Genomic DNA, 14,564 nt, shown 5'->3' with positions numbered 1-14,564 from the left:
CCCGGGCCTCCTAGTGGCAGGTGTAGGTCGGGCTGGTGTCCAGGACCTTGCCGTCGACGCCGATGAGCTGCGTCTGGAACGTCGTGTCCGTCATCGAGAGCTTCAGGACGCCGAAGGTCTTCAGCAGCTTGGCGGTCGTGGCGTGCGCCGGGCTCAGGTCGTACAGGTTCGCGCCGCCGCTGCCGCCGACGATCTCGACCGGGCCGTTCGCGTCGGCCTTGCCGTCGGCGTTCTGCGGCACGAACCGCTCGTAGTCGTGGTCGTGGCCGTTCAGGACGAGGTCGACCTTGTTGGCGACCATCAGGTTCCACAGCTCGATGCTGTCCTTGTTGTCGCCGTGGTCACCCGAGCTCCACCGCGGGTGGTGGTAGTACGCGGCGACGCAGCCCTTCGTGTTGCGGGCCAGGTCCTGCTTCAGCCAGGTGATCTGGGGCGGCTCGGCGAAGTCGTCGTGGGTGACGAAGTCGTTCGAGTCGAGGGCGATGAAGTGCCAGTTGCCCATTTCCCAGCTGTAGTACCGCTGACCCTGCGGCTTGGCGATGGCGCCGAAGTACTGGTCGTAGCCGGTGAACCCGCTGTAGGACTCGTGGTTGCCCGGGACCGGGTGGGTGATGCTCTTGAACTTGCCCCACGTCTTGTCGTAGTAGTTCTTGAAGTCGGACAGGGTGGGCTCGTCGTACTGGTTGTCGCCCATGGTGATCACGGCCGCGGGGTTGATGTTCTCGACGAGCTTCGCGGTCTTGGGGTGGACGCAACCGGAACTGCTCGCGGTGCACTGTTCGGCGATGTCACCGGCGGCGGCGAGGACGAAGCCGGCACTCCCGGCCGCGGTCTTGACCGTGATCGGCGTGCTCGCGGGCGAGGCGTTGCCCGCGGCGTCACGCGCGCGGACCGCGTAGGTGTAGCTCGTGTCCGGGGCGAGCCCGGTGTCGGTGTACGACGTCGTCGCGCTGGTGGCGACGGCCGTGCCGTTGCGGAGGACGTCGTACCCGGTAACGCCGACGTTGTCGGTCGCGGCGCCCCAGGTCAGCGGGATGCTCGTGGCCGTCGCCGGGCCGGCGGTGAGACCGGCCGGAGTGGACGGGGCCTGGGTGTCGCCGGAGGAGTCCGTCGTGCCGTAGACCTGCATCTCCCAGAAGGAGTAGCCGTAGCTGGTGCCGCGGGTGAGGCCGACGAAGCGCACGAAGCGGCCGCGGGCGGTGAGGCCGCCGAGGTCGTCGATCTTGCCGTCGCCGGTGTCGACGGTGGTGGCCGTGGTGAACGACGTGCCGTCGTCGGAGACCTCGATGCGGTACTTCTTCGCGTAGGCGGCTTCCCAGTTGAGGACGACGCGGTGGATGGTCGCGGACTGGCCGAGGTCGATCCGCAGCCACTGCGGGTCGGCGCCCTCGGCGCTGGCCCAGCGGGTGGTGGTGCTGCCGTCGACGGCTTTGGCGCCGCTGTACGACGAGCTTTCGACGGTCGAGGTCGCGACCGGTTTCCCCTGCGACAGCAGGACATCGGCGGCCTGGGTGCCGGCGGCCGCGGCGACCGCGGACGGCAACAGCACCACGGCGGCGATCAGCGGGGTGAGTCGGGCTAAGGGACGTAGGCGGGTGGACGGCACGTCGCGCTCCTTACGGGCCTGGCGGTGGCTGGTGGGCTGCGGCGTCGGGTTAACGGGCGGGAAACTGTTAGGAAAGTTTCCTAACTAATCGAACAGCTCGGACTTTAACGAGGAGGTGTTCCGGCTGACAAGACTTGTCTTGTCCTTGAATCGGTCAAGAGGGTGAGACTTTCACGGTTTCCGCTGCTCAGCGCGTGTGCCGGTGAACGGGATACTGCTCCGGGGCGCGGGACCGCGACGGTGGCGGCAGTGCGAGCCGGGCATCAGGCGCTGGATAACCCGGGGCACCCGGTCCACAACGTCGTCGGGCTGCGCGACCCGGCCGCGGCTCGCCACCATCGCTGAGCGGCCTCACCCGCCCGCGCTCGCCGGATGCCTCCACTGTCCGATGTGGAGCGTCCATTTTCCTTGCTGTACAAGGCGAATCCGCCGAGCTGGAAGATCACCCGATTCAGTGATGGCGTTCGCACAGATGTTCGGTAGTTTCGGATGCATGGCCCCTGCATCCCGAACCCCGACCCGCCGGCGAAGACCCGGTTCAGCCGTCCGAACTCAGCAGTTTCCGGATTTCCGTCACCGCGGCGCGTCCCGCCCGGTTCGCCCCGACCGTGCTCGCCGACGGCCCGTACCCCACCAGGTGCAGCCGCGGTTCGCGGACCACCCGCGTGCCGTCCACACGGATCCCGCCACCCGGTTCACGCACGTGCAGCGGGGCGAGGTGGTCGATCGCCGCGCGGAAGCCGGTGGCCCAGAGGATCACGTCGGCGTCGAACCGCGAGCCGTCCGCCCAGACGACACCCTCCGGCGTGATGCGCTCGAACATCGGCCGCCGGTCGAGGATGCCCGCGGCCCGGGCGGCCCGCACCTCCGGTGTCACGGCGAGGTCGGTGACGCTGACGACGCTTTCGGGCGGCAGCCCGGCACGCACCCGTTCGTCGACCTTCGCGACGGCGTTGCGCCCCCAGTTCTCGCTGAAGGGCTCGTCCCGCCACACGGGCGGCCGGCGGGTCACCCAGGCCGTCGCGCGCGCGAGCGGCGCGAACTCCATGAGCAGCTGGACGGCCGACGCCCCACCCCCGACGACGACCAACCGCCGGCCCCGGAACGCCTCGGGCCCGGTGTAGTCGGCGGTGTGCAGCTGCCGGCCGGCGAACGTCTCCTGCCCGGGATAGCGCGGCCAGAAGGGCCGGTCCCAGGTCCCGGTGGCGCTGATGACCGCCTTGGCGGCCCAGGACTCCGCGGGGCTCGAAACGACCAGCCGCTCCCCCGCCCGCGTCACGGACTGGACGTCGACCGGCCGCAGCACCGGAAGGTCGTAGACGCTTTCGAAGCGCGCGAAGTATTCGGAGACCACTTCGGAGGCGGGGCGCGTCACGTCCGGCGTGCCGAAGGCCATGCCGGGCAGGTCGTGGATGCCGTGCACCTTCCCGAGCACCAGGGAGGGCCACCGGTACTGCCAGGCACCCCCGGCCCGCTTCCCGTGATCGAGCACGACGAACCCGCGCCCGTTGGCGAACCCGGCCCGCCGCAGGTGGTAGGCGGCGGACAGCCCCGCCTGCCCGGCCCCGATCACCACCACGTCCGTCTCGTGATCCGCGCCGCTCATAGAGAGTCCAACGACAGCCGCGGCGGCGTATTTCGCGCCGTACATCACAACGGCCCGGCCGCCGTCCTCACACGGCGACCCGGTTGCGGCCCGCCTCCTTGGCCCGGTACAGCGCCGCGTCGGCGGTGCGGAGGACGTCGTCGAGGGTGGGGCCGGCATCGGGATGACGAGCGACGCCGATCGAGACCGACAGGCCGCTCACCTGGACGGTTCCGGCGCGCGTGGAGATCACCACGGTCAGCTCGCCCACCGCCACCCGCACCCGTTCGGCGATGGCCAGCACGTCCGCGCGGCCGATGCCCGGCAGCAGCACGACGAACTCCTCGCCGCCGAACCGGCCGACTGTGTCGCCCTGGCGCACCGAGCCGGAGATCGCCACCGCGACGGCGGCCAGCACGTCGTCACCGGTCAGGTGGCCGTAGGTGTCGTTGATCCGCTTGAAGTGGTCGAGGTCGATCATCAGCACGGCGAAGTCGCCGGCCGCGCCGCGGCGCTGGGCGCGGGCGTGCTCCCGCACCGCGGATTCGTGCCAGCCCGCGGTGTTGAGCAGGCCGGTCTTCTCATCGGTGACCGCGGCGACCTGCAACTGCTGCTTCAGCAACAGGTACCGGTGCAGCAGCAGCAACGGCGCGACGACGAACACCACCAGCACCGGCTGCTCGACCAGCGCGAGCGCGGCGAGGCCACCGAGGCAGAGGGTCGCCAGCTCGAAAGCGTTGTCTTCCCAGGTCCCGATCAGGTCGGCGGCCGAGCGCTGGCTCGTGTACAGGTAGATCCCGGCGGCGACCACCCCGACGTTCACCAGCTCGAACACCGCGGCCGCCAGGCACAGCGCGAACAACCCGCGCGACGTCTGCAACGGCGTCCCGTGCAACCCCAAGACCGCGAGAACGGAGGAAGCAGCGAAACAGGAGAGCATCGCCCACGCCGTGCTCGCGACGAAGCGGTGGGCCGGGCGCGTACGCACCTGCCGCCACACTCGCACCCACAGGTGCGTGTAGAGCACCACGGCCAGCAGCGCGACCCAGGCCGGCGGGAGCAGGACGACACCGGCGAGGTACCAGACGGACGTGACGTTGATGTGCGTCTGCCCGCTCATCCACCGGCGCAGCCGTTCGATCCGGCGCGACGCCTCGGCCTGCGCCACGCCCAAGGCGACCAGCACGGCGAACCACACCGGACGCACGGGCCCACCGAACCCGGTGACCAGCGCGGTCACGGTCGCGACGACGGCGAGCAGTTCACAACCGAGCGCGTAGGCGATCCAGCGGGACTTGGCACCACCCCACATCGCCCACCGCGCGGGCCAGCCGGGCCAGGTGGAAACCGCTTCCCGGCGCACGGCGGCCTGGGCTCTCAAGAGCCGAGGCCACAGACGTGACGAACCGGCATCGTGACGTACCCCTTGCGCGAAGTTCGGCCGACAGGTAGCCCAGCGTAGCCGTTCCGACGAGCCGCGTCGCCAGTCCGGGGGATTTGCGGGCAACGCACCTGCTCGGAAACCCGCGCACGGTAGATCAGCCCAGCTGGGCACCGCCTAGAAGATCACCAACGGGGCACACAGGACGGACCGCTCGCCGAAGGGAGGACCAGTCTGGACCGTCGCCCGAGGACAGCTCACCTGGCCAACGCGCCAACAGCCCACGGGCCTCCGAAGGAGGACAGCCAAGACCGTCGACTCAGGTCAGCTCACCTGCGCAGCGCGGACAACGCCGAACCAGCCACCAAAGGCGCGCGAACAGCCCACCGGCCACCCAAGGAGGACCAGCCAAGACCGTCGACTCAGGTCAGCTCACTTGCGCAGGGCGCGGACGATCGCCACCAAACCCGCCACCGCGGCAATGCCGAGCAGGACCGGCGCCACCCGCTTGAGCACGGACTGCCCCGCGTAGTCGAGCAGGTCGATCGCCTCGGTCTCCGGCGGTGCCGGGACGCTGCGCAGCGGCGGCCGGTCCGCCGCCGGCTTGGCCTTCGGCTCCGTGTTGATCTCCGCGGTCGTCGGGGCCGGCTTCACCGCGGGCTGGGGCTTGGCCACCGGCTCGGACGTGGCCGTCGGCTCGCCCGCCGACGCCGCCTGATCCGGCACCGGCTTCAGCGCCGGTTCGGCCACCGGCTGCGCCTTGGCACCTGCCGCCGGGGCGTTCCCGGCCGCACCCTCGGCAGCCGGGGCGCTGCTGGCCGCACCCTCCGCAGCCGGGGCGCTGCCGGCCGCACCCTCGGCAGCCGGCGCACTGCCGGCCGCACCCTTGGCAGCCGCCGCGGCCGCTGCCGGGGCACTGCCGGGCGCCTCGGCACTCTCCGCCGGGGCGTTCGCCGTCGCGCCCTTGGCGGCCGCGCCCTCCGGGGAGGCCAGCTTGCCCGACAGGCAGCCCGCGAACGTGTCCAGGATCTTGCCGCCCACCTCGCTGATCAGCCCGCGGCCGAACTGGGCCGGCTTGCCCGTGATCGCCAGGTCCGTGGCCACCGCTCCGTGGGTTCCGCCGTCGGCCTCCGTCAGGGTCAACGTCACCGTTGCCGCCGCCGTGCCTGCTCCGCGGGAGTCCTTGCCCGAGGCCTTGATCGTCACCTTACGGGCGGCTTCGTCCTTCTCCAGGAACTCGCCGTTGCCCTTGTACAGCAGGGAAATCGGGCCCAGCTTGACCTTCACCGTGCCGCTGAACTTGTCCCCTTCGACCTTGGTCAGCGACGCGCCCGGCATGCACGGGGCGACGCGCTCCGGGTCGACTACCGCCTGCCAGACCTCGTCGATCGGAGCCGGGACGGTGAATTCGTGGTCGAGCCGCACGGGCCGACCTCCTTTCTGCCGAACCTGGGGTGTCCGCACCCCCACCCTAGCCGTCTCGGGGCCGCGGGCCGGTGGACCGGCCGCGGCCCCGAGCCGGACGTCAGGCTCCGGCCGCCGCCGCGATCGCGCGGCCCGTCAGCACCTCGGCCAGGTGACGGCGGTATTCGACGTCGGCGTTGCTGTCGACCGGCGGATTCGTGCCCTCCGCCGCGTGTGAAGCCGCCGCGCGGATCGCGTCCGCCGTGGCCTGGACGCCGACCAGGGCCGACTCGACGCCCGAGGCGCGGACCGGGGTCGACCCCATGTTCGTCAGCGCTACCCGGGCTTCCTCGATCACGCCCGCCTCGGTGCGGACGGTGACCGCGACCGCGACCATCGACCACGCCTGGGCGACCCGGTTGAACTTCTCGTAGTGCGCCCGCCACCCCGTGTGCTTGGGTACGCGGACCTCGACCAGCAGCTCGTCCGGAGCCAGCGCGGTGGTGAACAGGTCGCGGAAGAACTCCGTGGCCGGCACCGTGCGCCGCCCCGACGGGCCGGCCAGCACCAGCGACGCGTCCAGCGCGAGCACCGGGGCCAGCAGGTCCCCGGCCGGGTCGGCGTGGGCGATCGCGCCGCCGAGCGTGCCGCGGTGGCGGATCTGCGGGTCGGCCACCGTGTCCGTCGCCTCTTTGAGCAGGGCCGCGTGCGAAGCCACCAGGGCGTCCCGCTGGACGTCGTAGTGCGTCGTCATCGAGCCGATCACCAGCTCGTCGCCGTCTTCGCGCACGCCGCGCAGTTCCGCGACGCGCCCGAGGTCCACCAGCGTGGTCGGGGCCGCGAGGCGCATCCGCAGCACCGGCAGCAGGCTCTGGCCGCCGGCCAGCACCTTGGCGTCCTCACCCGCCGACGCCAGGGCCTGCACCGCTTCGTCCACTGTGGACGGACGGACGTAGTCGAAGGGAGCCGGGATCACTGCGCACCTCCGGTGGCGTCGATCGAACCGAGGCCGCCACCCGCTTCGCCGCGGCCGGGGCCGCCCGCGTCGGTGGTGCCGTGCTGGATGGCGTGCCAGACCCGCATCGGGGTCAGCGGCATCTCGATGTCGTTCACGCCGAAGTGGCGCACGGCGTCGATCACCGCGTTGACCACCGCCGGGGTGGACGCGATGGTGCCCGCCTCGCCGACGCCCTTGGCGCCGAGCGGGTTCGTCGTCGACGGGGTTTCCGTGCGGTCGGTGGTGAACGACGGCAGGTCGGCCGCCGACGGCAGCAGGTAGTCGGCGAACGTGCCGGTGGTGAGCGTGCCGCTCTCGTCGTGCTCGGTGCCCTCGAACAGCGCCTGCGCGATGCCCTGCGCGAGGCCGCCGTGCACCTGTCCTTCGACGATCAGCGGGTTCACCGCGACGCCGACGTCGTCGACGCAGACGTACGAACGCAGCTTGATCCGGCCGGTCTCGGTGTCCACCTCGGCCGCGCACAGGTGCGTGCCGTGCGGGAACGAGAAGTTCTCCGGGTCGAAGGTGGCGTCCGAGTCGAGCGACGGCTCGACCCCGTCGGGCAGGTTGTGCGCCGCGAACACCGCGAGCGCGACGTCGCCCATGGTCGTGGACGTGTCCGTGCCCTTCACGGTGAACTTGCCGCCGGCGAACTCCAGGTCGTCCTCGGCGCATTCGAGCAGGTGCGCCGCGATCGGCTTGGCCTTCGCGATCACCTTCTCGGCGGCCTTGATGACCGCGATGCCGCCGACCACCAGGGAGCGCGAGCCGTAGGTGTCCATGCCCTTGTGCGACGACTGGGTGTCGCCGTGCAGGATCTCGACGTCCTCGAACGCGACGCCCAGCTGGTCGGCGACGATCTGGCTCCACGCCGTCTCGTGCCCCTGGCCGTGCGCGGACGCGCCGGTGGTGACCTCGACCTTGCCCGTGGGCAGCATCCGGATCGACGCGTACTCCCAGCCGCCGGCGCCGTAGTCGAGCGAGCCGAGCACCCGCGACGGCGCGAGCCCGCACATCTCGGTGAACGTCGAGATGCCGATGCCGAGCTGGACCTTGTCGCCCGAGCTGCGGCGCTTCTCCTGCTCGGCGCGCAGGCCGTCGTAGTCGAAGAGCTGCTTGGCCTTCTCGGTGGCGGCCTCGTAGTTGCCGGAGTCGTAGGTCAGCCCGCACACGGTCGTGAACGGGAACTCCTCGTGCTTGATCCAGTTCTTCTCGCGCAGCTCCATCGGGTCCATGCCGAGCTCGACGGCGAGCTCGTCCATGATCCGCTCGATCGCGAACGTCGCCTCCGGCCGCCCGGCGCCGCGGTAGGCGTCGGTCAGCGTCGTCGTCGTGTACACGTTGGTGCACGCGAAGTGGTACGCCGGGATCTTGTAGATCGCGTTGAACATGAACGCGCCGAGGATCGGCACGCCGGGCCCGACCAGGCCGTTGTACGCGCCGAGGTTGGCCAGCAGCTCGACCTTCAGGCCGGTGACCTGGCCGTCACGGGTCGCGGAAATGGTGATGTCCTGGATCTGGTCGCGGCCGTGGTGCGCGGCGAGCATGGTCTCCGACCGCGTCTCGTTCCACTTGACCGGCTTGCCGAGCTTCCGCGCGACCAGCAGCGACATCATCTCTTCCGGCAGGACGCCGATCTTGCCGCCGAAGCCGCCGCCGACGTCCGGGGCGATCACGCGCAGCTTGTGCTCGGGGATGCCGAGCGTCAGCGCCGACATCACGCGCAGGATGTGCGGGACCTGCGTGGCCGACCACATGGTGATCTGCGTGCTGGTCGGGTCGACGACGCAGGCGCGCGGCTCCATGAACGCCGGGACCAGGCGCTGCTGCCGGAAGCGGCGCTTGAGCACGACCTCCGACGAGCTGATCGCGTCCTCGACGTTGCCGCCGGTGCCGGCCTCGGCGGAGTCGAACTTCCAGACCGCGCTCGTGTTGGTGCCCAGGTCCTCGTGGACCAGCGCGGCGCCGTCGGCGATGGCGGCTTCCATGTCGAGGACGACCGGCAGCTCGTCGTACTCGACGTCGATCTCCTCGAGCGCGTCGTGGGCTTCGGCCGACGACCGCGCGACGACGACCGCGACGCCTTCACCGGCGAAGTTGACCGTGCCGTCGGCGAGCACCGGGCGGCGTGGCGCCTTCATGTCCGGCGTGATCGGCCACGCGCACGGCATGCCGACCGAGCCGTCCGGGTCGAGGTCCTTCGCGGTGTAGACCGCGATGACACCCGGCGCGCTCTTCGCCGCCGAGGTGTCGATCGAGACGATCTTGGCGTGCGCGAACGGGCTGCGCAGGACGGCCATGTGCAGCATCCCGGGCAGCGTGATGTTGTCGGTCCAGCGGGTGCGGCCGGTGATCAGCCGCTCGTCCTCCTTGCGGCGGCGGGACTTGCCGACCTCGGGCTCGATCGTGGCGGTCATCAGTCACCACCCACGCCGACGTGCTTGTTCTCGGCGATCCGCTCGGCTTCGGGGCCGGCGCCGGGGCTCATGTGCTTCGCGGCGTCGCGGACCGCGCGGACGATGTTCTGGTAGCCGGTGCAGCGGCAGAGGTTGCCTTCGAGCCCTTCGCGGACGGCCTGTTCGTCCGGGTCCGGGTTGTCGGCCAGCAGGTCGATCGACTGCATGATCATCCCCGGCGTGCAGAACCCGCACTGCAGGGCGTGGTTGTCGTGGAAGGCCTGCTGCACCGGGTGCAGCTTGCCGTCGCGGGCGAGGCCTTCGACGGTGGTGACCTCGCAGCCGTCGGCCTGCACGGCCAGGACGGAGCAGGATTTGACGCTGTGCCCGTCCAGGTGGACGGTGCAGGCGCCGCAGTTGCTGGTGTCGCAGCCGACGACGGTGCCGACCTTGCCGAGCCGTTCGCGCAGGTAGTGCACGAGCAGGGTGCGAGGCTCCACTTCGTCGGTGTACTTCGTCCCGTCGACGGTGACGGTGATGCGCATCAGGCCTCCAAAAGCCGGTTCGGGAGCGGCCTGCCCGAGGAGTGATCGGGCTCACAGACCCCGAGCGTGCTACGCGACCTTCGCGCGGACAAGCCCTGATGTCACACGTTCAACTACCTGTTCCGCAGATACGCCGCTAACTTCGCCGGGACGCCGTACCTGCGGAACGCCGGACGGGTGAACTTTTGTGCGCCACCCGGACCAGCGGCGACCGGAAACCCTCAGCCGTGGATCCGGCCCGTCAGCTCCGCGAGCCGCTGGCCGCCGCCACCCCAGCGCAGCGCAATGATCTCGGCCGCGATGGAAACCGCGGTCTCCTCCGGGGTGCGGGCGCCCAGGTCGAGACCGATCGGCGAGGACAGCCGGTCCAGCTCCGCCTCGGAGATCCCGGCCTCGCGCAGGCGCGCGAACCGGTCGTCGTGGGTCTTGCGGGAGCCCATCGCGCCGACGTAACCGACGTCCAGACGCAGCGCGACCTCCAGCAGCGGCACGTCGAACTTCGGGTCGTGGGTCAGCACCGCGATCGCCGTGCGCTGGTCGATGCGGCCCGCGTCGGCCTCCGCCTGCAAATAGCGGTGCGGCCAGTCGACGACGACCTCGTGCGCGTCCGGGAAGCGGCTGGTGGTGGCGAACACCGGCCGCGCGTCGCACACCGTGACCTGGTAGCCGAGGTAGGCGCCCATGCGGGCCATCGCGGCGGCGAAGTCGATCGCGCCGAAGACCAGCAGGCGGGGCGGCGGCTCGAAGGAGTTGACGAACACCGCCATGCCCTCGCCGCGGCGCTGCCCGTCCGGGCCGTAGTGCAGGGTGCCGGTGCGGCCGCTGGCCAGCAGCCCGCGCGCGTCGTCGGCGACCGCGTCGTCCATCCGCGAGGAGCCCAGCGAGCCCGCGGTGCGGTCCGGCCACACGATCATGTGCTCGCCGACCAGGCCTTCACGCTCGTGCTCGATGATCGTGACGACCGCAACCGGCTCGCCGCCGCGCACGGACGCGACCACGTCGCCGAGCTCCGGCATCGACTCGCGGTCGACGTGCTCGACGTAGATGTCGATGATCCCGCCGCAGGTCAGGCCGACCGCGAAGGCGTCGTCGTCGGTGACGCCGTAGCGCTGCAGCACCGGCTTGCGCTCGGCGACGACCTCCCGCGCCAGCTCGTAGACCGCGCCCTCGACGCAGCCGCCGGACACGCTGCCGGCGACCGTGCCGTCGGGGGCGACGACCATCGCGGCGCCGGGCGCGCGCGGCGCCGACGAGAAGGTCGCGACCACAGTGCCCAGTCCGACGGTCTCGCCTTCGGACCAGCGGCGGAACACGTCGTCCAGTACGTCACGCATCGGAAATCTCCCCGAGCAGTCGTTCCAAAGTGGCCAGGGTGTGCCCGGCCAGGAGCCGGTCGATGTGGGGCAGCGCGGCCACGATGCCCGACTGGACCGGAGCGTAGCCCGCACGGCCGGCGTGCGGATTCACCCAGAATACGGCGTGCGCGAGCCGGCGCAGCCGCGCGAGCTGTTCGCCGAGCAGTCCGGTGTCGCCGCGTTCCCAGCCGTCGGAGAACACCGTGACGACCGCGCGGCGCGCCACGCCGCGCCGGCCCCAGCGGTCGAGGAACGCCTGGAGCGTCTCCCCGAGCCGGGTTCCGCCGGCGAAGTCCGGCACCGCCGAGCCCGCGGCGAGCATCGCGCGTTCCGGGTCGCGCTGGCGCAGCTGCCGCGACACCCGGGTCAGCCGCGTGCCGAGCGTGAACACCTCGACGGCCTGGGGCGCGGACCGCGTCAGGACGTGGGCGAACCGCAGCAGGGCGTCGGCGTACGGGCTCATCGACCCCGAGACGTCGATGAGCAGCACCACCCGCCGCGGCCGGCTGCCGCGCTTGGCGCGCACGAGGTTCAGGGGCTCGCCGCCGCTGGCGAGCATGGCGCGCAGCGTGCGCGAGGGGTCGAGTCGGCCACGCCGCGACGGCGTCCGGCGGGCGGCCGGGCGCCGCGGAGGCACGGGTTTCAGCGCGGCCAGCAGCTCGCGGAGGTGTTCCCGCTCGGCCGTGGTGAGCTCGGCGAGGTCGCGGTGGCGCAGCACCTCGTGGGCACTCGCGGCGACTTTCAGCTGGTCAGGACCGCCGCCACCCTCGGCGTTGCCGCCCTCGGCGTCGACGAGCGGGGCGATCCGCGCCTGCTTCGGGACGGCGGTCTTCGCGCGCTGCGGGGTCGTCGTCTCGATCGAAAACCACTGGCTGAACGCCTCTTCGTAGCACGGGAGGTCGTCGGGGCTCGAGCAGAGCGTCAGGCGCCCGGCCCAGTAGAGCTGCGTGGGTTCGGCGACGTCGATCTCGGCGACGGCGGTCAGGTACGCCTGGACGCGGTGGGCGTCGCAAGCGACACCGGCTTCGCGCAGCGCGGCGGCGAACCCGGCGTACCCGGCGACGGGATCGGCGGCGGCGGTCATGTCTCCATTGTGCGCCTGTCTGGCGTCCCGGCGAGGACTCGAACCTCGGACCTCGGCGTTCGTAGCGCCGCGCTCTCTCCTGCTGAGCTACCGGAACGGGGCGGTCTGCGCGCGCACCCCTCCCCGGGCAGGCGCGCAGACCGCGCTCTTCGCCGCGGCCGACCCAAGGTAGCGGGAGGGTGGGCGCGAAGAGCTTTTCGGAAGGTTAAGGAAGTCAGCGAACGGCACGGGAGATCGTGCCGCACGAGTTCCGGGCTTGCCGTCGGGTCACGATCTCCTCCTCTCGGCGGCGGTTTCTGCTGTGCTGGGAAAAGGATGCCCGAATGCCCCGCGGCGCAGCAACGCAATTAAAAACGCCCGCCTCGCCGGTCCTTTGTGGACCGGCGAGGCGGGCGGCGTGGTACCGGGTCAGGCGGCCTTCGTGCCGGGCTGGATGTTCGCGCAGCCGCGCAGGGCCGCCGTCTTGTTCAGCTCCAGCACCGGGGTCAGCGTCTTCTGGGCGTAGGCCTGGAGCTCGGCGAGCTTCGCGGGGTCGACCAGGTCACGCCGGACGTGGTAGCTGACCCAGTTGCGCGAGTCGACGGTCGTGTTGCCGATCGGCCGGTTGACGAAGATCGTCACGTAGTCGCGGTCGAACCGCGGGTCCTTGTCGAACTGCAGTGTGGTGATCCACGACCCGATGAACGTGATCAGCTCGGGCTTGGCCTGCGTGAAGACGTAGTCGCGCAGGCCCTGCAGGTCGGAGCCGTGCAGGAAGTCGGCGATCGGCTTGTCACCGAGGCCGGCCAGGTCCAGCACCCGGATGCGGCTGCCCAGCGACGTCCCGCCGAGGTCGATGAGGCCGACCTGGGCGGTGTCGGGCAGCTTGAGGATGTCCGCGAAGCCGTTGACGGTCTGCGCGTCGCGCTCGGCGACGATGCAGAACGCCGTCTTGACGTTGGCGCGGTAGGTCGTGCCCTGGGTGTAGAGCCCGCTCACCGAGCTGACCAGGGCCACCACGAGCAGGCAGGCGAGCACGATCCGGCCGCGCAGGCGGGCCGCGGCCAGTGCCTCGACGACCACGACCGCGCCGCCGAACGCGCCGAGCGTCCAGACCGGGGTGGCGAAGCGCAGCTGCCCCATCCAGTCGTACTCGAGCACGATGTAGGCGGCCACGGTGAGCCCGAACGGCACGAGCAGCGCGATCAGGCCGGTGCGCAGCCGCGACGGCCGGACCAGCAGCATGACCAGGCACGCGACGGCGACCGCGACGACCAGCCAGCCCACGTAGGAGACGATCTCGTCCGGCCGCGCGAGGTCCTCGAGGCTCGGCGCCTCCTGCCCCTTCGCGATGGCCGTGTTGGGCACCAGCCGGCCGAATTCGAACCAGCGGAAGACCACGTAGGCGCCGTACGGCACGGCGAACCCGGCGACCGACAGGACGACGGCGCGGACGCTGCGGCCGAGCAGGTCCCGCTTGAGGAACAGCAGGACGACGATCGGGTAGGCACCGGCGTAGATGATCCCGTCGGGCCGGGTCAGCGCGGCGAGCACGGCGATCAGCCCGGTGCCGACGGCGATCCGGGTGTCGAGCAGCCGGCCGCCCTGCACGGCGCGCAGGATCAGCACGGCGAGCGCGGCGATCGTCAGCGCGTAGAAGGAGTTTTCGAGGCCGGAGAAGCACCAGATCACGAAGGACGGGATCGCGGCGAGCGCGGCCCCGGCGGCGAACGTGACGAGCGCGGGCCGGCGGGTGAGCGTCTTCGCGCCGAAGTAGAACAGGACGAGGACGCCGGCGCAGCAGGCGAGCGCGAGCGCCTTCGGGAAGAGGATCTGGTCGTTGACGCCGAAGAGCGTGCCGTGGTCGAACAGGCCGACGAGCTTGCCGAGGGCGAGCAGGACCATCCAGGTCGGGTTGGAGTACCCCTCGACCGGCGCGGCGCCGGGCTGGAGGACCGGCCCGAAGCCGTCGGCGACGTTGCGCGAGTAGGCGAACGTGATGGCGGCGTCGTCGATCAGCCAGCGGCCGTAGAGCGAGGCGTGCGCGGCGATCAGCGCGGTGCCGCCGAGCACCGCGGCCACGGCGGCGAGCCGGGCCCGCCACCCCCGCCGCCCGGTGTTCGCGCCGACCGGGTCCGGCCGGTCCGGCCCCGCTTCGGCCGCCGGTCTCGTCTCGGTCGTCTCCGCCACGCTCATCCGCAGGTCCTCCCCCGTCTCGGCTTCATCCGTCAT

Annotated in this window: 10 protein-coding genes and 1 tRNA gene; all 11 read right to left on the bottom strand. The window is 71.4% G+C overall.

The features are described 5' to 3' along the window. Positions 1-10 precede the first annotated feature (10 nt). The 11 genes from AB0M93_RS16285 to AB0M93_RS16235 all read right to left on the bottom strand — a co-directional run bounded on the left by AB0M93_RS16285 (position 11) and on the right by AB0M93_RS16235 (position 14,564). On the bottom strand, positions 11-1,564 hold the full coding sequence (locus AB0M93_RS16285; protein WP_364274364.1) for a discoidin domain-containing protein: 1,554 nt from the start codon (positions 1,562-1,564) through the stop codon (positions 11-13). Between the two features lie 580 nt (positions 1,565-2,144). Further along, on the bottom strand, positions 2,145-3,212 hold the full coding sequence (locus tag AB0M93_RS16280) for an NAD(P)-binding domain-containing protein (RefSeq protein WP_364273873.1): 1,068 nt from the start codon (positions 3,210-3,212) through the stop codon (positions 2,145-2,147). A 67-nt stretch (positions 3,213-3,279) separates the two neighbouring features. Next, on the bottom strand, positions 3,280-4,572 hold the full coding sequence (locus tag AB0M93_RS16275; RefSeq protein WP_364273870.1) for a GGDEF domain-containing protein: 1,293 nt from the start codon (positions 4,570-4,572) through the stop codon (positions 3,280-3,282). A gap of 432 nt (positions 4,573-5,004) precedes the next feature. Beyond that, positions 5,005-5,997, bottom strand: coding sequence for an SRPBCC domain-containing protein (locus AB0M93_RS16270; RefSeq protein WP_364273867.1), 993 nt, complete (start codon positions 5,995-5,997; stop codon positions 5,005-5,007). Positions 5,998-6,097: 100 nt separating this feature from the next. Continuing rightward, positions 6,098-6,952 carry a xanthine dehydrogenase family protein subunit M gene (locus tag AB0M93_RS16265; protein ID WP_364273864.1) on the bottom strand — a complete coding sequence of 285 codons (855 nt, stop codon included), beginning with the start codon at positions 6,950-6,952 and terminating at the stop codon, positions 6,098-6,100. Continuing rightward, on the bottom strand, positions 6,949-9,390 hold the full coding sequence (locus tag AB0M93_RS16260) for a molybdopterin cofactor-binding domain-containing protein (RefSeq protein ID WP_364273861.1): 2,442 nt from the start codon (positions 9,388-9,390) through the stop codon (positions 6,949-6,951). Before AB0M93_RS16260 ends, AB0M93_RS16265 begins: the two co-directional genes overlap by 4 nt. Next, positions 9,390-9,914, bottom strand: a complete 525-nt coding sequence (locus AB0M93_RS16255; protein ID WP_364273858.1) for a (2Fe-2S)-binding protein — start codon at positions 9,912-9,914, stop codon at positions 9,390-9,392. The genes AB0M93_RS16260 and AB0M93_RS16255 overlap by 1 nt, the downstream gene beginning before the upstream one ends. Before the next feature lie 221 nt (positions 9,915-10,135). Beyond that, complete coding sequence (locus tag AB0M93_RS16250; protein WP_364273856.1) at positions 10,136-11,248, bottom strand: XdhC/CoxI family protein; 1,113 nt, start codon at positions 11,246-11,248, stop codon at positions 10,136-10,138. Continuing rightward, the gene (locus AB0M93_RS16245) at positions 11,241-12,353 is read right to left on the bottom strand and encodes a VWA domain-containing protein (protein WP_364273853.1); all 1,113 of its coding nucleotides are present in this window, start codon (positions 12,351-12,353) and stop codon (positions 11,241-11,243) included. Before AB0M93_RS16245 ends, AB0M93_RS16250 begins: the two co-directional genes overlap by 8 nt. Positions 12,354-12,373: 20 nt before the next feature. Then, positions 12,374-12,450, bottom strand: a tRNA-Arg gene (locus tag AB0M93_RS16240). A 311-nt stretch (positions 12,451-12,761) separates the two neighbouring features. Further along, positions 12,762-14,564 carry a hypothetical protein gene (locus tag AB0M93_RS16235; protein WP_364273850.1) on the bottom strand — a complete coding sequence of 601 codons (1,803 nt, stop codon included), beginning with the start codon at positions 14,562-14,564 and terminating at the stop codon, positions 12,762-12,764.

The organism is Amycolatopsis sp. NPDC051102 (assembly GCF_040682815.1).
Lineage (GTDB): Bacteria > Actinomycetota > Actinomycetes > Mycobacteriales > Pseudonocardiaceae > Amycolatopsis.
This window is presented reverse-complemented; position numbering and strand designations above follow the sequence as displayed.

Bases quoted from the DNA above. Each gene is read 5' to 3' on its own strand.
- AB0M93_RS16245 (WP_364273853.1), bottom strand. From the start codon at position 12,353: ATGACCGCCGCCGCCGATCCCGTCGCCGGGTACGCCGGGTTCGCCGCC.
- AB0M93_RS16235 (WP_364273850.1), bottom strand. From the start codon at position 14,564: ATGACGGATGAAGCCGAGACGGGGGAGGACCTGCGGATGAGCGTGGCG.
- AB0M93_RS16250 (WP_364273856.1), bottom strand. From the start codon at position 11,248: ATGCGTGACGTACTGGACGACGTGTTCCGCCGCTGGTCCGAAGGCGAG.
- AB0M93_RS16255 (WP_364273858.1), bottom strand. From the start codon at position 9,914: ATGCGCATCACCGTCACCGTCGACGGGACGAAGTACACCGACGAAGTG.
- AB0M93_RS16260 (WP_364273861.1), bottom strand. From the start codon at position 9,390: ATGACCGCCACGATCGAGCCCGAGGTCGGCAAGTCCCGCCGCCGCAAG.
- AB0M93_RS16280 (WP_364273873.1), bottom strand. From the start codon at position 3,212: ATGAGCGGCGCGGATCACGAGACGGACGTGGTGGTGATCGGGGCCGGG.